We start from the raw sequence: 19521 nt of genomic DNA, 5'->3' as shown, positions 1-19521 counted from the left end.
CGCCAGCGGTGGCGCAAGGGGGATGACCACTTGAGTGTCAACAAGAAGTCCTCGCCGCGTCGAGTGAGCGCGGCCCAGGCCAGGGAGACGGCCAGGCGTTTCGGCGTGAAGCTGCAGGGCTCGGCGCGGGAGGGGGTGGCCATCGTGCTGCTGGCCGGCTGTGTCTTCCTGCTGCTGGCCCTGTTCAGCTTCGAACCCGGTGATCCCGGCTGGTCGCGCAGCGGGCCCGAGACCCACATCGACAACTGGATGGGGGCGGTGGGGGCCTGGCTCTCCGACGTGCTCTACTCGCTGTTCGGCGCCAGCGCCCTGTGGTGGCCTGCCATGCTGGGCTACGCCGCCTGGCGGCTGCTGCGAGCCCGCCAGGGGATCGTCCTGGAGTGGGACGCGACGGCGCTGGCGGTGCGCGGTGGTGGCCTGGTGCTGGTGCTGCTAGGCACCACCACCCTGGGCGCGCTGCACTTCTATCGGCCCCCGGCAGAAACGGTGCTTCCCTACTCCTCGGGGGGCATCCTCGGCGAGGGGCTGGTGGGCGCCCTGGTGCCCCTGGTGGGCTCCGGCGGCACCGGCCTGGCGGCGCTGGCGGCGCTGCTCTGCGGCCTGCCGCTGCTGACCGGCCTCTCCTGGCTCTCGGTGATGGACGAGCTGGGGCTGCGCGCCCTGCGCGTGTGGAGCTGGCTGGCGGAGCGCTTCGCCTTTTCCCCTGAGCCGGCCTATGAGCGCGTCGAACCGGATGCGGCAGGGTCGGCCGGGGAGGACACCGCCGAGCCGATGGCCGAGGCGGAATCGGCGGCGCCCACCGAGGAGGGGGCGAGCCGCCGCTCCCGCTGGTGGCAGCGGCTGCTGCCCGGCGGCCGCTCCCGTGAGCCCGAGATCGATCTCCAGGCCGCCGGCCGTCGCGAGCCCGGTTTCGGCAACGACGGTGACACCGAGATCCCCTGGGAAGTCCCCGAGAAGACCCCCTCGGCCAAGCAGCCGGGAGCGGCCTACAGCGATCGCTCGCCGGGCGGCGTGCCGGGGGCCGGGGCGGTGGCCGGTGCGGCCGCCGTGGCCGCCAGCGCGGCCAGTGCCGCGACCGAAGGCGCCTCGGCAGGTGGGGTGGCCCGCGCCGAGAGCCCAGCGCCGGCGGCACGGCCTGGCGCCGCCAGGCCCGACGACGAGGCGACGGCAGCAACGGCGGCGACATCCGCCGGCCAGGCCCCCGAGCCCCGAACGACGGCGGCGGCACCCGCCGGCCAGGCTTCCAAGCCCCTAACGCCGGCGGCGACTCCCGCCGGCGAGGCCAGCCCGCCTCGAAGGCCGGAAACGGTGCCCGAGCCGATGCTTCCCGACGATGATGAGCCCGCCGCCGCCTGGGAGGGCCCCTCGCTGCGGGCGAGCCGCCATGAAGCGCCGGCGGCTGCCGAGGCGTTCCGGGAGGAGGGCGCCACGGTCTCTCCCGAGCCTTCCCCCCGCGACGAACCCGCCGACCCGCTGCGCGCCGCCGAGCCGGAGATGCCGCCCGCTCGCGCCTCCTCTGCGTCCTCGCCGCACCCCCTGCGCGAGAGCGGCCGTCGCGAGCCTGGCCTGGTGGACTGGCAGGAGATCGACTGGGACGAGACGGATGACGATGAGCCGAGGCTCGCCTGGGACGAGCCCGAGCAGGTCGATAGTGCGGACCGTGCGGACAGCGCCGTCGAGTCGCCCCGGCCACCCGCGCCGGAGGCCCCGGCCCAGCGCAGCGCAGCGCTGCAGCCGCCGGAGCCGGAGGAGTTCGAGGAGGCCTTCGATGGCGACGCACAGGGCGGCGATGCTCCGCCGCGCCTGGCCACCGCCGAGCAGGCCCGGGAAGCCGCCGACGAGTCCGGCATGCGGCTGTGGACCGTGGAGCACCTGCAGAGCCAGCGTCCGGTGCTGGACGAGCTGCCGGAGCCCGAGGGCGAGCTGCCCAGCCTGCGCCTGCTGACGCCACCGGAACCCCAGCAGCAGAACTACACCGGTGACCAGCTGGCTGAGATGGCCGAGCTCCTCGAGGTGCGGCTGCGCGAGTATGGCGTCAAGGCCGAGGTGGTCGACACCTGGCCGGGGCCGGTGATCACGCGCTTCGAGATCAAGCCTGCCGCCGGGGTGAAGGTCTCCAAGATCAGCAACCTGGCCAAGGACCTGGCGCGCTCGCTGATGGTCAAGAGCGTGCGGGTGGTGGAGGTGATCCCGGGCCGCCCCACGGTGGGCATCGAGATTCCCAACCCCCATCGGGCGATGATCCGCCTGCGCGAGGTGATCGACTCCGACCGCTACCAGCAGGCCGATTCCGCCCTGACCCTGGCGCTGGGCCAGGACATCGGCGGCGGCCCGGTGGTGGCCAATCTGGGCAAGATGCCCCACCTGCTGGTGGCCGGCACTACTGGCTCGGGCAAGTCGGTGGGCGTCAACGCCATGCTGATCTCCATGCTGCTCAAGGCCACGCCCGAGCAGCTGCGGCTGATCATGGTCGACCCCCAGATGCTCGAGCTCTCCGTCTACGACGGCATCCCGCACCTGCTGGCGCCGGTGGTGACCGACATGAAGGAGGCGGCCAACGCCCTGCGCTGGTGCGTGGCCGAGATGGAGCGTCGCTACAAGCTGATGGCGACCATGGGGGTGCGCAACATCGCCGGCTTCAACGCCAAGCTCGACGAGGCGGAGCAGGCCGGCGCCCAGGTGGCCGATCCGCTGTGGGAGCCGCAGCCCTGGGAGATGCACCAGGCGCCGCCGGTGCTGGAGAAGCTGCCCTATATCGTGGTGGTGGTCGACGAGTTCGCCGACATGTTCATGATCGTCGGCAAGAAGGTCGAGGAGCTGATCGCCCGCCTGGCCCAGAAGGCGCGGGCCGCCGGCATCCACCTGATACTGGCCACCCAGCGCCCCTCGGTGGACGTGGTCACCGGCCTGATCAAGGCCAACATCCCCACGCGGATGGCCTTCCAGGTCTCCTCGCGGATCGACTCGCGCACCATCCTCGACCAGGGCGGCGCCGAGAACCTGCTGGGCCACGGCGACATGCTCTACCTGCCGGCGGGCTCCGGCCTGCCGACCCGGGTCCATGGCGCCTTCGTCGACGACGACGAGGTGCACCGGGTGGTGGAGGACTGGAAGCGCCGCGGCGAGCCCGAGTATATCGAGGAGATCCTCTCCGGCGGGGTCTCCGCCGAGGCGCTCACCGGCCTCGAGGCCGAGGGCGTCGGTGACGGCGACGATGCCGAGCAGGATGCCCTCTACGACGAGGCGGTGCAGTTCGTCATCGACTCGCGACGGGCGTCGATCTCGGCCGTGCAGCGCCGCTTCAAGATCGGCTACAACCGCGCGGCGCGCCTGGTGGAGGCCATGGAGATGGCCGGTGTCGTCTCCACCATGGGGACCAACGGCTCCCGCGAGGTGCTGTCCCCGCGGGCGGGGGGCGACTAGCAGCGCGCCCGCCACCGACGCGGGCGTCTCCCCTGGGAGACGCCCCCCTTCAACCATGCAACCAGCATGAAAGCGCCGGCAGGCCTGCAACCCGCCGGCGTCCACACAGTCCGAGTGACAGGATTCCAGTTGGAACCGTCCAGGGAGACAGAGCACCATGACAGTAAAGAAGACCCTTGCCGCTATCACCATGACCCTGGCCATGCCGCTCGCGGCCCTGGCCAGCGAAGGGGCGGATCGCCTGACCCGCATGCTCGAGCCGCTGCAGACCTTCGAGGCGCGCTTCGAGCAGCAGATCCTCGACGCCAGCGGCGAGCGTCTCCAGGAAGCCCACGGCCAGATGTGGCTCGCGCGTCCCGGCAAGTTCCGCTGGGAGGTGGAGGCTCCCTACCAGCAGGAGGTGATCTCCGACGGCCAGGAGGTGATGCTGCACGACCCCGACCTGGAGCAGGCCACCATCCAGGCCCTGGATCATCGCGTCACCCATACCCCGGCCCTGCTGCTCTCCGGCAGTGCCAGCGACCTGGTCGACAGCTATGACGTGACTCGCCAGCAGCAGGGGGGGGCCGAGACCTTCACCCTGCTGCCCAAGTCGGCGGATACCCTGTTCGAGGAGCTGAAGATGACCTTCCGCGGTGAGCTGCTGACCACCCTGCAGATGACCGACAGCACCGGGCAGCGCACCGCCATCGAGTTCCGCGATGCCACCATGAACCAGGCCATCGACGACAGTCGCTTCGTCTTCGATATCCCCGAGGGCACCGATGTGATCCGCGATACGCACTGAGGCCTTCGGCCAGCCGCTCGGTCACGGGCGGCCGGTGCCGCATGCTCGGGAGCCCCCGTCGGAAGCCATCCGACGGGGGCTCCGGCGTTTCTGGTGGGAGCCCGGCGGAGCCGGGCTCTCGCCATGTTCCCGGCGCTCGCTCTGGTGCTAGGCGCCGCCGCCTTCGTCGGCCTCGCTGTCGAGCTGCTCGCGCCAGGCCATCAGCTGGCCGTAGCGCTTCTCCTGGCCCTGCTCGGTCGGCCGGTAGAAGCGCTCCCGGGGCGTCTCCTCCGGCCAGCAGTCGTGGCTGCTGCCGGCGGGGTAGGCATGGGGCTCATGGTGGGCGTAGCGGTAGCCATGGCCGTGGCCCAGGCTCTCCATCAGCTTCGTCGGCGCGTTGCGCAGGTAGCCGGGCACCTCAAGCCGTGGCTGGCTGGCCACGAAGGCCTGGGCACGCTTCCAGGCCTGGTCGATGGCATTGCTCTTGGGCGCCACCGCCAGGTGGATGGCGGCGTGGGCGATGGCCCGCTGGCCCTCGTGGTCGCCCAGGCGCAGGTAGGCGTCCCAGGCGGCCATCACCAGTGGCAGGGCGCGCGGGTCGGCGTTGCCCACGTCCTCGGAGGCGATGGCGGCTAGGCGCCGGACCACGTCCAGCGGGTCGCCGCCGCCCTGCACGAAACGGGCGATGTAGAGCAGGGCGGCATCGGGGGGCGAGGAGCGCACCGACTTGTGGATCGCCGAGAGCAGGTCGTAGTAGTGATCGCCCTGCTTGTCGAAGGCGCTGGCCTGGTGGCCGAGCACATCGACCAGCGCCTCGCGGCGCACCACCTCGCCACCTTCGCCATCGGGCTCGGCGAAGTCGCAGGCGGTCTCCAGCAGGCCCAGCGCCCGGCGGGCGTCCCCGGCGGCGGCCCGGGCCAGCAGGGCCAGCACCTCATCATCGACCCGCAGGCGTCGCGCGCCCGCCGCCAGGCCGCGGGCCTCGTCGGCCAGCGCCCGGCGCAGCACCTCGCCCAGCTCCGCCTCGCCGAGTGAGGTCAGCACGTGCACCCGGGCCCGCGAGAGCAGCGCCGAGTTGACCTCGAAGGAGGGGTTCTCGGTGGTGGCGCCGATCAGGGTCAGCAGCCCCGACTCCACATGGGGCAGCAGGGCGTCCTGCTGGCTCTTGTTGAGACGGTGGATCTCGTCGAGAAACAGCAGCGTCGCCTGGCCGTGAGCCTGGCGCGCCCTGGCCCGCTCCACCGCGGCGCGGATCTCCTTGACGCCGGCCATCACCGCCGAGAGGTGCTCCAGTTCGGCGCCGGACTCGGCGGCCAGGATCTCCGCCAGGGTGGTCTTGCCGCTGCCCGGCGGCCCCCAGAGGATCATCGAGCGCACCACGCCGGTCTCGACCATACGGGCCAGGGGGCGGCCGGGGCCTACCAGCGCCTTCTGGCCCACATAGTCGGCCAGGGTGCGGGGCCGCATGCGCCAGGCCAGCCGGGCGCCGTGATCGCTCTCGTCGGCGAAGAGGTCCATGGCAGGTTCCTTACGTTGATCTCGACAGAGGCAGGTCGTGGGACTGGCTGCTAGAGTGGGGAGGTATCATCGCTGGCCAGGCAGTCGATGAACCTCGTCCCCGATGGCGCATCCAATGAAAGCGTGTGCCTACTCCCTACGTCCCTGCAATGATGTCACTACACAGGAGGGCCCGACATGCCCGTGCTGACCCAACTGCGTCTGGATCATGCCAACATGGCTCGCATGTTGCACGTTCTGCAGCTGAAGCATAAGACCCTCGCGGCAGGCGAGCGCCCCAACTTCCAACTGGTGCGCGAGGTGGTGGACTACATCCTGGACTACATGGAAGGTTTCACCCTGCCCCTGGAGCGGCTGTTCAGTGAGCGCCTGGCAGAGCTCGACCCCGGCAGCCGGCCGATGACCGAGCGTCTCGCCGCCGACTATCAGGCGCTGAAGGTCCAGCTGGGCCGCCTCTCCAGCGATATCGACATGATCCTGATGGATGCGGTGATCCCCATGGATCGCTTCGCGGACGACCTCAAGGCGTACCTGGATGCCCACCGCGCCTACCTGCGCGACGAGCGGGAGCTGCTCTTCCCGATGATTCGCGAGCACTTCAACGAACAGGACCTCGATCGCCTCGCCCAGGCACTTCCCGAGGGTGCCGCGGCCGAGCTGGAGCGCCTCCAGGAGGCCTATCCGGAGCTCTATGCCGAGCTGCGCGAGACGCCCGAACCCGCCTGACCCGGGCTGCCAGCGCGCGCCGGCTGGGGTAGAATGTCGCCTCTCCCAGCCGGTGCCTCGTGATGCCAGACCCCCGACGCTCGTCGACGCTCTCCCGCCGCCCCCACCGTGATGCCGCCTGCGGCATGGCCGGGGTGTGCCCATGAGCGGCGGACCGATCCTGGTCTTCGACTCCGGGGTGGGGGGGCTCTCCGTGGTGACGGCCCTGCGTCACCAGTTGCCGGAGGCCGCGCTGGCCTACGCCTGCGACAATGCCATGCTCCCCTACGGCCTGCGCGAGGACAACTGGCTGGTGGCGCGCATCCTGCGCGTATGCGAGGCCGCCGTGTCGGCCAGCCGCTGCGTGACCCTGGTGGTGGCCTGCAACACCGCCAGCACCCTGGCGCTGGATGCCCTGCGCAGCCGGCTGGCGATCCCCGTGGTCGGCACCGTACCGGCCATCAAGCCCGCCGCGGCCTCCTCGCGCAGCGGCCACTTCGGCCTGCTGGCCACCTCCGCCACGGTGGCGCGTCCCTATACCCTGGGCCTGATCGAGGCCTTCGCCGCCCACTGCCGGGTGACCCGGGTGGCCGCCGATGAGCTGGTCCGCGAGGCCGAACGCTGGCTGGCCGGCGAGGCCCCGGACCCCGCGGTGATCCGCCGGGCCCTGGCGCCGCTGTGGGAGGATCCGCTGCTGGATACCGTGGTGCTCGGCTGCACCCACTTTCCCCTGCTGCGGGACTTCCTGGCCGCCGCTGCCCCCCGCGAGATTGCGTGGATCGACTCCAGCGAGGCCATCGCCCGGCGCACCGCCCAGGTGGCGCGCGGCGTGGCCCCCCGGCGCGGTCCGGGAGAGAGCCATGTCACCGCCCTGGACCCCCGGCTGACCGCGGCCCTTGCCCGCTTCGGCTTTGCCGAGCCGCGACTTCTGGTGCTGGACTGAGCGCAGTCCCCCATCCGTTTCCTGCCATTCCCCGAAGGAGGCTTCTTGGCCATTCCTGTTGTCGACCCCGCCCGCTATGACCAGCAGCTCGAGGCCAAGCGCGAGCGCATCACCCGCGACTTTGCGCGCTTCTCGCCGCCGACCCTCGAGGTCTATCCCTCGCCGCCCAGTCACTACCGCCAGCGCTGCGAGTTCCGGATCTGGCACGAGGGTGACGACCTCTTCTATGCCATGTTCGAGATACAGGAGTCCGAGGCGGGCCCCGAGGAGCCGAAGAAAAAGACGAAGAGGGTGATTCGCCTCGACGAGTACCCGGTGGCCAGCCGTCGCATCAATGAGCTGATGCCGGCCCTGCTCGACGCCATCCGTGGGGTGCCCCTGCTGCGCCGCAAGCTCTTCCAGGTGGAGTTCCTCACCACGCTCGCCGGCGAGGCGCTGGTGACCCTGGTCTACCACCGCCCGCTGGACGAGGCCTGGGAGGCCGAGGCGCGCCGCCTCCAGGAGACGCTCGGGGTGATGATCATCGGGCGCGCCCGCAAGCAGCGTCTGGTGCTCGAGCGCGACCACGTCTGGGAGCGCCTGACGGTGGAGGGGCGCGAGTTCGTCTACCAGCAGGTGGAGAACAGCTTCACCCAGCCCAATGCCGAGATCTGCCGCTCGATGCTCGCCTGGGCGCGGGAGGTGACCCGGGGCAGCCAGGCCGGCGACCTGGTGGAGCTCTACTGCGGCAACGGCAACTTCACCGTGGCGCTGGCCGAGAACTTCCGCCGCGTGCTGGCCACCGAGATCTCGCGCACCTCGGTGGCCAGCGCCCGCGAGAACCTCGCCGCCAACGGCCTCGACAACGTGACCGTGGGGCGCATGTCGGCCGAGGAGTTCGCCGCGGCCCTCCAGGGCGAGAAGGGCGGCCGGCGGGTGGCCGAGTGGGCGCTGGACGACTATGACTTCACCACCGTGCTGGTGGATCCGCCCCGCGCCGGACTGGACGAGGCCAGCTGCCGCCAGCTCAGCGGCTATGAGCGCATCGTCTATATTTCATGCAATCCGGATACGCTGGCGGACAACCTGGAGCGACTGACCGAGACCCACGCCATCACCCGTTTCGCGCTGTTCGACCAGTTTCCCTGGACCCACCACTGCGAGTGCGGGGTGCTGCTGGAGCGGCGCGACTGACCGGGTCGCGGGGCGTGCCTGTCAAGTGGCGATGCCCAACCGTCATGCTCCATGAGCATGTTGGCATCCCGGTGGGGCCGGTGCGGAGAGTGGCGTAAGCTGGCGACAGGGCGCCCGGGGCGGGCGCCATGTCGAACACTTCCGGTCGCTGTCGCGGCCCAAGGCACGAGGTGAAGGATGCTGCATGTTGCGAACAATGACGCCAGACAGGACTTTCTCAAGCAGCTTACCGAGCGGCTGAGCACCCGACTCGAGGAGCGCAAGGCGGCGGAGGTGGGCGCCTTCGCCCGCTACTTCTACGCCTCCGTGCCCTTCGATGACCTCGAGGATCGCCGCCTGGACGACCTCTACGGGGCCACCCTGTCGGTCTGGCACTTCCTCCAGCAGTTCGACGCCGCCTCCCCCAAGGTGCGGGTCTTCAACCCCGACTACGAGGAGCATGGCTGGCAGTCGTCCCACACCTTCGTGGCGGTGCTGCATGAGGACATGCCCTTCCTGGTGGACTCGGTGCGCATCGAGCTCAATCGTCGCGGCATCACCGTGCATGCCATTCACAATGCCGTCCTGGCCACGGAGCGCGGCAAGGAGAGTCGCCTGACCCGGGTCGCCTCGCCCCGCGATGCCGATGCGCCGAGCGGCCGGGAGTCGCTGATCGTCATCGAGATCGATCGCCACTCCGACCCGGCCGCGCTGGCCGAGCTCCAGGCCAGCCTGCATGAGGTGCTGGTGGACGTGCGCACGGCGGTCACCGACTTCGAGCCGATGCGCGAGCAGGTCAAGGCCGCCCTGGAGGAGCTGCGCGCCGCCTGTCCGGCCCAGATCGATCCGGAGGACCACCGCGAGGCGATTGCTTTCCTCGAGTGGCTGTTGCACGACAACTTCACCTTCCTCGGCTACGACGCCTACCAGGTCACCGAGAAGGGCGGCCAGCAGCAGCTGGTCAAGGCCAAGGGCAGCGAGCTGGGGGTGTTCCGGCTCGACCAGCCGCGCTATCGCGAGCGCATCCGCACCGAGCTCGGCGTCGAGAATGGCGAGTTCGTCCTGGTGCCGGAGCTGCTGTCGTTTGCCAAGAGCGCCCACCACGCCCGGGTGCATCGCCCGACCTACCCCGACTACATCTCCATCGACCGCTACGATGAGCAGGGCAACCTGATCGGCGAACACCGCTTCCTGGGCCTGTTCACCGCCACCGTCTACAACGAGTCGCCGCGCAACGTGCCGATCCTGCGCCGCCGGCTCAAGGCGGTCATGGAGATCGCCGGCTTCAACCCCAAGGGGCACAACGGCAAGCAGTTGCTGCAGATCCTCGAGGTCTATCCCCGCGACGACCTCTTCCAGATCGACACCGAGGAGCTGGCCGAGACCGCGCTGGGCATCCTCAGCATCCGCGAGCGGCGCCGGGTGCGGCTCTTCATCCGCGAGGACCGCCCCGGGCGCTTCTACTCCTGCCTGGCCTACATCCCGCGGGATGTCTTCTCCACCGAGCTGCGCGTGCGTATCCAGAACCTGCTCTGCGAGGAGCTCGACGCCACCTTCGGCGACTTCAACACCTACCTCTCGGAGTCGGTGCTGGCCCGCATCCAGTTCATCCTGCGCTTCGAGGGCGACCGGCCGGTGGAGTATGACGTCAGGCGTCTCGAGGCCAAGGTGGCCCAGCTGGCCCGCAACTGGCGCGACGACCTGCAGGCCGCCAGCATCGAGGGCTTCGGTGAGGAACAGGCCAACCGCCTGATGGATCGCTTCCGCGATGCCTTCCCGGCCAGCTATCGCGACGACTTCAGCGCGCGCACGGCGGTCTATGACCTGCAGCATATCGGCGAGCTGGACGAGGGTGCGCCGCTCTCCCTGTCGCTCTACCGGCTGGTGGAAGAGGAGGGCAGCGGGGTCAACCTCAAGCTGTTCCATCGCGACAAGCCGATTCCGCTCTCCGACGTGCTGCCGATGATGGAGAATCTCGGCCTGCGGGTGATCGGCGAGCGCCCCTACGAGATCGTCACTCCCGACGTGCGTTACTGGCTGCACGACTTCGACCTGGAACACCACACCAGCGCCGAGGTGAACCTCCAGGAGATGCGCAAACCCTTCATCGAGGCCTTCCAGCGTATCTGGGTCGGCGAGGCGGATAACGACGCCTTCAACCGCCTGATCATCGGCGCCAACCTGACCTGGCGCGAGGTGGCCATGCTGCGCGCCTATGCGCGCTACATGAAGCAGATTCGCTTTGGCGTCTCCCAGGAGTACATGGCCAACACCCTCACCAGCCACCCGGAGATCACCCGCGAGCTGGTGACCCTCTTCGAGCTGCGCTTCGACCCCGAGGAGCGTCCCGCCGAGGGAGAGGAGGAGGCCTGCCTCGAACGCATCCAGCGCCTGCTCGACGACGTGGCGAGCCTCAACGACGACCAGCTGCTGCGCCGCTACCTGGAGCTGATCCAGGCCACCCTGCGCACCAACTACTACCAGACCCGCGAGGATGGCGGGCCCAAGGACTACATCGCCTTCAAGCTGGAGCCCGGCCGGGTGACCGGCATGCCGAAACCCAGGCCGGCCTTCGAGATCTTCGTCTGCTCGCCGCGCCTCGAGGGCGTTCATCTGCGCGGCGGCAAGGTGGCCCGGGGCGGTCTGCGCTGGTCGGATCGTCATGAGGACTTCCGCACCGAGGTGTTGGGGGTGGTCAAGGCCCAGCAGGTCAAGAATGCCGTCATCGTGCCGGTGGGTGCCAAGGGCGGCTTCGTCTGCAAGCGCCTGCCCGAAGGGGGCGACCGCGACGCCATCCAGCAGGAGGGCATCGCCTGCTACAAGACCTTCATCCGGGCGCTGCTCGACGTGACCGACAACCTGGTCGGCGGCGAGGTGGTGCCGCCCAGGGACGTGGTGCGTCACGACGATGACGACGCCTATCTGGTGGTGGCGGCCGACAAGGGCACGGCGACCTTCTCCGATATCGCCAACGAGATTTCCGCCGAGTATGGCCACTGGCTGGGCGATGCCTTCGCCTCCGGTGGCGCCAACGGCTACGACCACAAGAAGATGGGCATCACTGCCCGCGGTGCCTGGGAGTCGGTGAAGCGCCACTTCCGCAATCTGGGCCTTAACACCCAGGAAGAGGAGTTCACCGTGGTCGGCATCGGCGACATGGGCGGCGACGTGTTCGGCAACGGCATGCTGCTCTCCGACAAGATCCGCCTGGTGGGGGCCTTCAACCACCTTCACATCTTCGTCGACCCGAATCCCGATGCGGCGGCCACCTTCGCCGAGCGCAAGCGCCTGTTCGAGCTGCCGCGCTCCAGTTGGGAGGACTTCGACGCCTCGCTGATCTCCGAGGGGGGCGGCATCTTCAAGCGCAGCGCCAAGTCGATCCCGATCTCGGCCCAGATGAAGCGCCTCTTCGGCATCCGGGAGGAGCGGCTCTCGCCCAGCGAGCTGATCCGCGCCATGCTCAAGTCCGAGGTCGACCTGATCTGGAACGGCGGCATCGGCACCTACGTCAAGGGCAGCGAGGAGAGCGACGCCCAGGTGGGCGACAAGGCCAACGATGCCCTGCGCATCGACGGTCGCGAGCTCAACTGCCGGGTGGTGGGCGAGGGCGGCAACCTGGGCCTGACCCAGCGTGGCCGCATGGAGGCCGCCGCCAAGGGCGTGCTGGTCAATACCGACTTCATCGACAACGCCGGCGGGGTCAACTGCTCGGACCATGAGGTCAACATCAAGATCCTCATCGATGAGGTGGTCAAGCGCGGCGACATGACCGACAAGCAGCGTAACCAGCTGCTCGCCGACATGACCGAGGAGGTGGCCGATCTGGTCATCCTCGACAACTACCGCCAGACCCAGGCGCTGGATATCTCGGCCATCTTCTCGCGCCAGGGCATCGACCCCTACCGGCGCTTCATCAGCGGGCTGGAGGCCGCCGGCCAGCTCGACCGGGAGCTGGAATTCCTGCCCTCCGACGAGGAGTTGCTGGAGCGCGCCAACAGTGAGCAGGGGATGACCCACCCTGAGCTGTCGGTATTGATCTCCTATTCCAAGAGCGTGCTCAAGGGCGAGGTGCTGGCCTCCGACGTGCCCGACGACCCCTATATCCAGCAGTACGTGGAACGTATCTTCCCACGGGTACTGGTCGAACGCTTCCCCGATGAGATGTACGAGCATCGCCTCAAGCGCGAGATCGTCTCCACTCAGGTGGCCAACGATCTGGTCGATCACATGGGTATCGTCTTCGTGCGGCTGCTGATCGACTCCACCGGCGCCAGCCCGGCCGATATCGCCCGTGCCTATGTCATTGCCCGCGACAGCTTCCAGCTCTCCAGCCTGTGGGAGCGTATCGAGGCGCTGGACAACCGGGTACCGAGCGCCGTGCAGTACGGCATGATGATCGACCTGATGCGCCTGATCCGCCGCGCGACCCGCTGGTTCCTGCGTGCCCGGGTGGGTATGGAGACCCGCGAGACCATCGAGTACTTCGCCCCGCGCCTGGCCCAGCTCCAGGAGGGCATCGGCAAGCGGCTGCGCGGCGAGGAGCTCGCGGCCTGGGAGGCGCGCCGCGCCGAGCTGATCGAGGCCGGCGTGCCAGAGGCGCTGGCCGGCGCCTCGGCGGCGGCCGCCAGCCTCTATGCCGGGCTCGGCATCATCCAGGCGGCCCGCCAGGCCGACGAGAAACCGCAGCGCGTTGCCGAGGTCTTCTACGAGATCGGCGACCGCCTGGAGCTGCCGTGGCTGATCGGCCAGATCACCGACCTCAAGGTACGCGACAGCTGGCAGGCCCAGGCCCGGGACACCTTCCGGGACGACGTCGACCGCCAGCAGCTGGCGCTCACCGTCAGCGTGTTGCGCATGGAGGGCGGCGCCCGCGAGGCCGGCGAGCGGGTCGATCAGTGGCTTGAGCTGCACGCCGGCATGCACAGCCGCTGGTGCAAGCTGCTCGAGCAGGTGGGCAGCGGCGGTCAGGGGGGCTTCCCGCTGTTTGCCGTGGCCGTGCGCGAGCTGGTGGACCTGGCGGAGAGCAGCCAGGAGAGCTGAGCTCGCCCTGCCTCCGGAATCGACGCACCCCGCCGCCTGGCGGGGTGCGTCGTCATGGGGCGGGGGCGCTGCTATACTCCTGCGCCGACACGTCTAGCCCCTCGCCGCCTGGAGACGCCATGTATTCCCTCGCCCGCTCGATCCTCTTTCGCCTCGATGCCGAGACCGCCCACGGGGTGGCGCTGAAGGGGCTCGACCTTGCCGGGCGCCTGGGGCTGGCGGGCCGCCTCGGCGGCGAGCGCGTTGAGGACCCGGTGGAGCTGATGGGGCTGCGCTTTCCCAACCGGGTGGGCCTGGCGGCCGGCCTCGACAAGAACGCCGACCACCTCGACGTCCTGGGGGCGCTGGGCTTCGGCTTCGTCGAGGTCGGGACCGTGACCCCGAAGCCCCAGGCGGGCAATCCGCGGCCGCGGCTCTTCCGGCTGCCCGAGGCCGGCGCCATCATCAACCGCATGGGCTTCAACAATGCCGGGGTCGACCACCTGGTCGAGAAGGTCAGGGCGAGCCGCTATGACGGCGTGATCGGCATCAACATCGGCAAGAACCTCACCACGCCGGTGGAGCAGGCGGTGGACGACTACCTCGCCTGCCTGCGCAAGGTGCATGCCCATGCCCACTACATCACCGTGAACATCTCCTCGCCCAACACCCCGGGGCTGCGCAACCTGCAGTTCGGCGAACAGCTCGATGGCCTGCTCTCGGCGCTGCGTGAGGAGGGCAGCCGGCTCGACCGCGACGGCGGCCGTCGGGTGCCGCTGGCGGTGAAGATCGCCCCGGACATGGAGGCCGAGGAGGTCTGCCTGGTGGCGCGCTGCCTGGCCGGCAACGCCATCGATGCGGTGATCGCCACCAACACCACGATCTCCCGCGAGGCGGTGGCGGGGCTGCCCCACGCCGAGGAGGCCGGGGGGCTTTCCGGCCGTCCGGTGTTCGAGGCCTCCAATGCGGTGATCCGCGAACTGCGCCGGCAGCTGCCAGAGATGCCGATCATCGGCGTGGGGGGCATCGACAGCGGCGAGGCGGCCCTTGCCAAGCGCGAGGCCGGCGCCGACCTGGTGCAGCTCTACTCGGGCTTCATCTATCGCGGCCCGGCCCTGGTGGGCGAGTGCGCCCGGGCCCTGAAGGCCCAGGCCGGCGCGCGATGAGTTGGTGAGGCACGCAAAAAGCCCGTGGTGAGTGCCACGGGCTCCATCGAGTTGGGATCTCCAGTCTATCGAGATCGGTGGGTGTGAACCCGAAAGCGGGTAGGGGTCACATCACCATGGGGTTCTTGTGGATGCCGGAGACTCCCGTCATGCCGGACCATTGATCCCCACGACCTTCACGCCAACCGCTCATCCAGTATTCGCGAAGATTGATGTCCTGGCTCGGACAGTCATCGCGAGAGCGACCTGAAATACCTGCCTTGTAGCCATGAATGTAGGCACGCTGGAAGCGATCACGTTTCTGTCGTTTCATTGGACTACCTCTTGAAAAGGTATCTAACTGGCAGGCCCCGACCGAAGGCGCGAGCCATACCCTAACGTGCCACGGGCCGGTTCATGAAGAGCGAGCCCGTTGACAGCAAACGCATGCGTGTTTCAGTAGCTACTGGGGTATTGATAGCCCACTTCGATCGGGCTTGTCGACCCCCGATTTGTAACAACCCGTTCACCTGTCTGACACGGTGGACCCCGAGAATCTGCCAAGCGGTATCGACGCGATGACACTACCACCACACGACGCCACGCTGGATCTCCTGGCCACCTGCCCCCAGGGGCTCGAACTGCTGCTGGCCGAAGAGCTCGCCGCCCTGGGCGCCGAGCCCGGCAAGACCACGGTCGGCGGGGTGAACCTGCGCGCCGACCTCGCCGGCGCCTACCGCGCCTGCCTGTGGTCGCGGCTGGCCAACCGGGTAGTGCTCTGCCTGGCCAGGGAGGAGGGAATCGAGACCCCGGAACAGCTGCGTGCCGCCGTGGCGGCCATCGACTGGTCGCGCCATCTGGCGCCCGGCGCGACGCTGGCGGTGGATTTCCATGGGCGCAGTGAGGCCATTCGTCACACCCGCTTCGGCGCCCAGACGGTCAAGGACGGGGTGGTCGACCGGCTGCAGGCCGCGGGGCTGGCGCGCCCCGATGTCGACCTGAAGTCCCCCGACCTGCGCCTCTATGCCCACCTGCACCGCGGGCGGCTGATCATCGGCGTGGACCTCTCCGGCGACAGCCTGCACCGCCGCGGCTATCGCCGCGACGTGGGCCATGCCCCGCTCAAGGAGAACCTGGCCGCGGCGCTGCTGGTGCGCGCCGGCTGGCCGGCCCTGGCCCGGGAGGGGCGCGTGCTGGTGGACCCGCTGTGCGGCGCCGGGACCCTGCTGATCGAGGCGGCGATGATGGCCGCCGACATGGCCCCGAACCTCGCGCGGGAGCGCTTCGGCTTCCATGGCTGGGCCGGTCACGACGAGTCCCTGTGGCGCGAACTGAAGCGCGAGGCCGAGACCCGGGCCAGCATCGGCCGCAAGCGCTGCCGTTCGCACTTCCATGGCTTCGACCAGAGCCCGGCGGCGCTCGCCGCGGCCCGGGCCAACGCCATGCGCGCCGGCATCCCGGCGCTGATCACCCTGACCGGGGCGGGGCTGGCCCAGCTGGCGCGTCCTGAGGGCCTGGGCGTCGAACCGCCTGGCCTGGTGATCACCAACCCGCCCTACGGCGAGCGGCTCGGTGACCTGCCGGAACTGGTCGGCCTCTATGCGCAGCTGGGCGAGCGGGTGCGCGCGGCCTTTCCCGGGTGGCGGCTGGCGGTATTCACCGCCAACCCTGACCTCGGCCACCGCATCGGCCTGCGTGCCCAGAAACAGTATGCCCTGCGCAACGGGCCGCTCGAGGCCAAGCTGCTGCTCATGGAGGTCACCGAGGCCGACGGCCCAGCGTCAGGGGAGGGCACCGCCCCGCGTCGCTCCGAAGGGGCGCAGATGTTCGCCAACCGGCTGGAGAAGAACCGCAAGCGCCTGAAGAAGTGGCTCAAGCAGAGCGGCGAGCGCTGCTATCGGCTCTATGATGCCGACATGCCGGAGTACGCTCTGGCCGTTGATCTCTATGGCGATCGGGTCCATGTGCAGGAGTATGCCGCGCCCCGCTCCGTCGATGCCGCCCAGGCCCAGAAGCGCCTGTTCGAGGCGCTGGCGGTGATCCCCGAGGTGCTCGAGGTCGACCCGACGCGGGTGGTGGTCAAGCGCCGCGAACGCCAGAGCGGCCGCGCCCAGTACCAGAAGCAGGCGGCCAGCGGCGAGCGCTTCGAGGTGCGCGAGGGCCGCGCCCGGCTGTGGGTCAATCTGCGCGACTACCTCGACACCGGCCTGTTCCTGGACCACCGTCCGGTGCGCCGGATGCTGGGCGAGATGGCGCCGGGCAAGCGCTTCCTCAACCTCTTCTGCTACACGGCCACCGCCACCGTGCAGGCGGCGCTGGGGCCGCGTGGCGCCGAGGGATGCGCCGGTGCCAGCGACAGCGTCAGCGTGGATCTCTCCAACACCTATCTGGAGTGGGCGCGGGACAACTTCGCCCTCAACGGCCTCGACCCGAGCCGCCACCGGGTGGTTCGCGACGACTGCCTGCGCTGGCTCGAGACGGCGGGGGCCGAGTTCGACCTGATCTTCATGGACCCGCCCACCTTCTCCAACTCCAAGAAGATGGAGGGTACCCTCGACGTGCAGCGCGACCACGGGCGCCTGGTGCGCCTGGCCATGGCCCGCCTGGCGCCGGGTGGCACCCTGGTGTTCTCCAACAACCAGCGCCGCTTCACGCTGGACGCCGACCTGGCCGAGCACTATGCGGTGGACGACATCTCGGCGAAGACCTTCGACCCGGATTTCAAACGCAATCCCGACCTTCACCACGTCTTCCTGATTCGTCACAGAGAGGAAGCGGCATGAGACCTTCGACCCGCTTTTTAACTTGTTCCAGGGACCCTGACCTTCACCACGTCTTCCTGATTCGTCACCGGGAGGCGCGCGCATGATCCGGCTGACCCTTTACACCACCCTGGGCTGCCATCTGTGCAGCCAGCTCGAGGCGCTGCTGGGCCACCTCAGCCGCGAGCCGGTGGCCCTGGATCGGGTCGAGATCAGCGAGGATGATGCCCTGGTCGAGCGCTACGGGGTGCGCATCCCGGTGCTGGCGGATGCCGAGGGGAAGGAGCTGGACCGCGGCTTCGATGCGCCACGGCTGGCGGCCTGGCTGGCCGAGCGGGACTGGCTGGATGACGACGCCTGGGAGGTCCTGCACCGCCAGCTGGCGGGCGAGGAGCCGACCCGCGAGGTACGCGGGGCCGAGATGCGCAACGGTCGGCGCTACCTGGGATAGCGTCCTACAGGGCGTCCAGCAGCGACAGCTGGCTGACCGCCTCGCGTCCCTCGGGGCTTTCGTCCTCCACCTCCACCTCCAGCACCTTGCGAAAGCCCCGGGAGGCCTGGATGGTGGCCTCGTCGGCCAGCCACATCAGCGCCTGGTCATGATCGTCGGCCAGCTGGTGCTTGAGGCCCCCGAACTGGGTGCCGATCTGCCCCCAGGCGCGACTGAAGATCCAGTCGCCGAACATGTCCTGGTGAATGTGCACCAGCACATAGTCGTGGTCGGTTTCCCAGCGGACGATCATCGAGGCTCCTGAGATGCAGAGGCTCCCCGTGGCGGCGGGGGAGTGGTAGGTTGGGGCGTATTGTAATCGCCTGAGAAGTGGGAACAAGAGACCATGCGAATCCTTGTCGATGCTAACGTCCCCGCCGCCGAGGCCTGCTTCGGTTCGCTGGGCGAGCTTGTCCGCCGGCCCGGGCGGGAGATCACCGCCGATGACCTGGTCAACGTGGACGCCCTGGTGGTGCGCTCCATCACCCGGGTAGACGAAGCGCTGCTGGCCCGAGCGAACCGGCTGCGCTTCGTGGGCACCTGCACCATCGGCACCGACCATATCGAGACCGCGCTGCTCGCCGAGCGCGGTATCGCCTTCGCCAGTGCCCCGGGCTGCAACGCCGAGGCGGTGGTGGATCATGTGCTCGGCAGCCTCGCCACCCTGGCCGAGCGCCAGGGGTGGCGGCTTGCCGAGCGGCGGGTGGGCGTTGTGGGCGCCGGCAACGTAGGCGGGCGGCTGCTGGGGCGCCTCGCCGCCATGGGCATCGACTGTCTGGCCTGTGATCCGCCCAGGGTCGCGGCAGAGAGTGCCGCGGGGCAATCTCTGTCCGGCTTCGTCGACCTCGAGACGCTGATCGATGAGTGCGACGTGCTCTGCCTGCATACCCCGCTGGTGCGCGAGGGGCCCCATGCCACCCATCACCTGCTCGACGCCGAAGCGATCGCCGAGCTGGCGCCCGGTACCGTGCTGCTCAATGCCGGCCGCGGCGACTGCGTCGACGGCGCGGCGCTGCGCCAGCGGCTGGCCGGGGAGGGCGATATCAGCGCGGTGCTCGACGTCTGGGAACACGAGCCCGCCATCGACACCGCCCTGTGCGACCTGGCCGAGATCGCCACGCCCCATATCGCCGGCCACAGCCTGGACGGCAAGCGGCGCGGCACCCATATGGTCTACCGAGCGCTCTGCCGTGAGCTCGGGCTCCCCGCTCGGGTCACCCTCGATGCGCTGCTGCCTTCCCCGCCCCTGCGCCGCCTGGCGCTGGGCCCGGGCCTCGACCCCGAAGAAGCGCTGCGGCTCTGCCTGCGCGCCGTTCACGACGTGCGCCGGGACCACGACAGCCTGCGACGTGAAAGCCGCCGTCAGGGCATGGCCAAGGGCTTCGACGCCTGCCGGGCGAACTACCCCCTGCGCCGGGAGTTTTCCACCCTTGAGGTGGAGCTGACCGAGCCCGACGCCGCCCTGGCGGCGCTACTGACGGGAGCGGGCTTTCGGCTGCTACACGGCGATGATGGCAAGAGTCGATAGGATCATCCGAACTGCCCTTTGCATCCCTGGCGGCCCCGGCATACGCTGAAATACAGCAAGCCAGCCGAGG

Annotated in this window: 13 protein-coding genes; 10 read left to right on the top strand and 3 right to left on the bottom strand. The window is 69.4% G+C overall.

Annotation, left to right across the window (positions count from 1 at the left end; all coding sequences use genetic code 11):
- Positions 1 to 30: 30 nt before the first annotated feature.
- Together B6N23_RS04885 and lolA are read left to right on the top strand one after the other, a co-directional pair.
- Positions 31 to 3423, top strand: coding sequence for a DNA translocase FtsK 4TM domain-containing protein (locus B6N23_RS04885; protein ID WP_305502422.1), 3393 nt, complete (start codon positions 31 to 33; stop codon positions 3421 to 3423).
- A gap of 157 nt (positions 3424 to 3580) precedes the next feature.
- Positions 3581 to 4210: an outer membrane lipoprotein periplasmic chaperone LolA gene (lolA, locus tag B6N23_RS04880; RefSeq protein WP_305502420.1), complete on the top strand. Its 630-nt coding sequence runs from the start codon at positions 3581 to 3583 to the stop codon at positions 4208 to 4210.
- A 147-nt stretch (positions 4211 to 4357) separates the two neighbouring features.
- On the opposite strand, the gene B6N23_RS04875 is transcribed toward lolA, so the two are convergent.
- On the bottom strand, positions 4358 to 5707 hold the full coding sequence (locus tag B6N23_RS04875; RefSeq protein ID WP_305502418.1) for a replication-associated recombination protein A: 1350 nt from the start codon (positions 5705 to 5707) through the stop codon (positions 4358 to 4360).
- Between the two features lie 177 nt (positions 5708 to 5884).
- On the opposite strand from B6N23_RS04875, the gene B6N23_RS04870 reads away from it, so the two are divergent.
- The 5 genes from B6N23_RS04870 (at position 5885) to B6N23_RS04850 (ending at position 14692) form a co-directional block, all read left to right on the top strand.
- Positions 5885 to 6433 carry a hemerythrin domain-containing protein gene (locus B6N23_RS04870; protein ID WP_169957825.1) on the top strand — a complete coding sequence of 183 codons (549 nt, stop codon included), beginning with the start codon at positions 5885 to 5887 and terminating at the stop codon, positions 6431 to 6433.
- Between the two features lie 142 nt (positions 6434 to 6575).
- Complete coding sequence (gene murI / locus B6N23_RS04865) at positions 6576 to 7355, top strand: glutamate racemase (protein WP_305502414.1); 780 nt, start codon at positions 6576 to 6578, stop codon at positions 7353 to 7355.
- 45 nt (positions 7356 to 7400) lie between these two features.
- Complete coding sequence (gene trmA / locus B6N23_RS04860) at positions 7401 to 8528, top strand: tRNA (uridine(54)-C5)-methyltransferase TrmA (protein WP_169957827.1); 1128 nt, start codon at positions 7401 to 7403, stop codon at positions 8526 to 8528.
- A gap of 177 nt (positions 8529 to 8705) precedes the next feature.
- Entirely contained in the window at positions 8706 to 13547 is a 4842-nt protein-coding gene (locus tag B6N23_RS04855) for an NAD-glutamate dehydrogenase (protein WP_305502411.1), read from the top strand.
- A gap of 119 nt (positions 13548 to 13666) precedes the next feature.
- The gene (locus tag B6N23_RS04850) at positions 13667 to 14692 is read left to right on the top strand and encodes a quinone-dependent dihydroorotate dehydrogenase (protein ID WP_305502409.1); all 1026 of its coding nucleotides are present in this window, start codon (positions 13667 to 13669) and stop codon (positions 14690 to 14692) included.
- Positions 14693 to 14798: 106 nt separating this feature from the next.
- Here B6N23_RS04850 and rmf read toward each other — a convergent pair whose 3' ends face one another.
- On the bottom strand, positions 14799 to 15005 hold the full coding sequence (gene rmf, locus B6N23_RS04845) for a ribosome modulation factor (protein ID WP_110068206.1): 207 nt from the start codon (positions 15003 to 15005) through the stop codon (positions 14799 to 14801).
- A 244-nt stretch (positions 15006 to 15249) separates the two neighbouring features.
- On the opposite strand from rmf, the gene rlmKL reads away from it, so the two are divergent.
- Both rlmKL and B6N23_RS04835 read left to right on the top strand, forming a co-directional pair.
- Positions 15250 to 17454, top strand: coding sequence for a bifunctional 23S rRNA (guanine(2069)-N(7))-methyltransferase RlmK/23S rRNA (guanine(2445)-N(2))-methyltransferase RlmL (rlmKL, locus tag B6N23_RS04840; protein ID WP_305502404.1), 2205 nt, complete (start codon positions 15250 to 15252; stop codon positions 17452 to 17454).
- Between the two features lie 82 nt (positions 17455 to 17536).
- The gene (locus B6N23_RS04835; RefSeq protein ID WP_302141852.1) at positions 17537 to 17884 is read left to right on the top strand and encodes a glutaredoxin family protein; all 348 of its coding nucleotides are present in this window, start codon (positions 17537 to 17539) and stop codon (positions 17882 to 17884) included.
- Between the two features lie 4 nt (positions 17885 to 17888).
- On the opposite strand, the gene B6N23_RS04830 is transcribed toward B6N23_RS04835, so the two are convergent.
- On the bottom strand, positions 17889 to 18176 hold the full coding sequence (locus B6N23_RS04830) for a hypothetical protein (RefSeq protein WP_305502401.1): 288 nt from the start codon (positions 18174 to 18176) through the stop codon (positions 17889 to 17891).
- A 93-nt stretch (positions 18177 to 18269) separates the two neighbouring features.
- Here B6N23_RS04830 and pdxB point away from each other — a divergent pair, with 93 nt between their 5' ends.
- The gene (pdxB, locus tag B6N23_RS04825) at positions 18270 to 19451 is read left to right on the top strand and encodes a 4-phosphoerythronate dehydrogenase PdxB (RefSeq protein WP_305502398.1); all 1182 of its coding nucleotides are present in this window, start codon (positions 18270 to 18272) and stop codon (positions 19449 to 19451) included.
- Positions 19452 to 19521 lie beyond the last annotated feature (70 nt).

The organism is Halomonas alkalicola (assembly GCF_030704205.1).
GTDB lineage: Bacteria > Pseudomonadota > Gammaproteobacteria > Pseudomonadales > Halomonadaceae > Halomonas > Halomonas alkalicola.
The sequence above is the reverse complement of the archived record's forward strand: the minus strand, read 5'-3'. Positions and strand labels throughout refer to the sequence as shown.

What these genes read in the sequence shown, in the direction of transcription:
- lolA (WP_305502420.1), top strand. Translation starts at nt 3,581, where the DNA reads ATGACAGTAAAGAAGACCCTTGCCGCTATCACCATGACCCTGGCCATG.
- B6N23_RS04875 (WP_305502418.1), bottom strand. Translation starts at nt 5,707, where the DNA reads ATGGACCTCTTCGCCGACGAGAGCGATCACGGCGCCCGGCTGGCCTGG.
- B6N23_RS04870 (WP_169957825.1), top strand. Translation starts at nt 5,885, where the DNA reads ATGCCCGTGCTGACCCAACTGCGTCTGGATCATGCCAACATGGCTCGC.
- murI (WP_305502414.1), top strand. Translation starts at nt 6,576, where the DNA reads ATGAGCGGCGGACCGATCCTGGTCTTCGACTCCGGGGTGGGGGGGCTC.
- B6N23_RS04855 (WP_305502411.1), top strand. Translation starts at nt 8,706, where the DNA reads ATGCTGCATGTTGCGAACAATGACGCCAGACAGGACTTTCTCAAGCAG.
- B6N23_RS04850 (WP_305502409.1), top strand. Translation starts at nt 13,667, where the DNA reads ATGTATTCCCTCGCCCGCTCGATCCTCTTTCGCCTCGATGCCGAGACC.
- rmf (WP_110068206.1), bottom strand. Translation starts at nt 15,005, where the DNA reads ATGAAACGACAGAAACGTGATCGCTTCCAGCGTGCCTACATTCATGGC.
- rlmKL (WP_305502404.1), top strand. Translation starts at nt 15,250, where the DNA reads ATGACACTACCACCACACGACGCCACGCTGGATCTCCTGGCCACCTGC.
- B6N23_RS04835 (WP_302141852.1), top strand. Translation starts at nt 17,537, where the DNA reads ATGATCCGGCTGACCCTTTACACCACCCTGGGCTGCCATCTGTGCAGC.
- B6N23_RS04830 (WP_305502401.1), bottom strand. Translation starts at nt 18,176, where the DNA reads ATGATCGTCCGCTGGGAAACCGACCACGACTATGTGCTGGTGCACATT.
- pdxB (WP_305502398.1), top strand. Translation starts at nt 18,270, where the DNA reads ATGCGAATCCTTGTCGATGCTAACGTCCCCGCCGCCGAGGCCTGCTTC.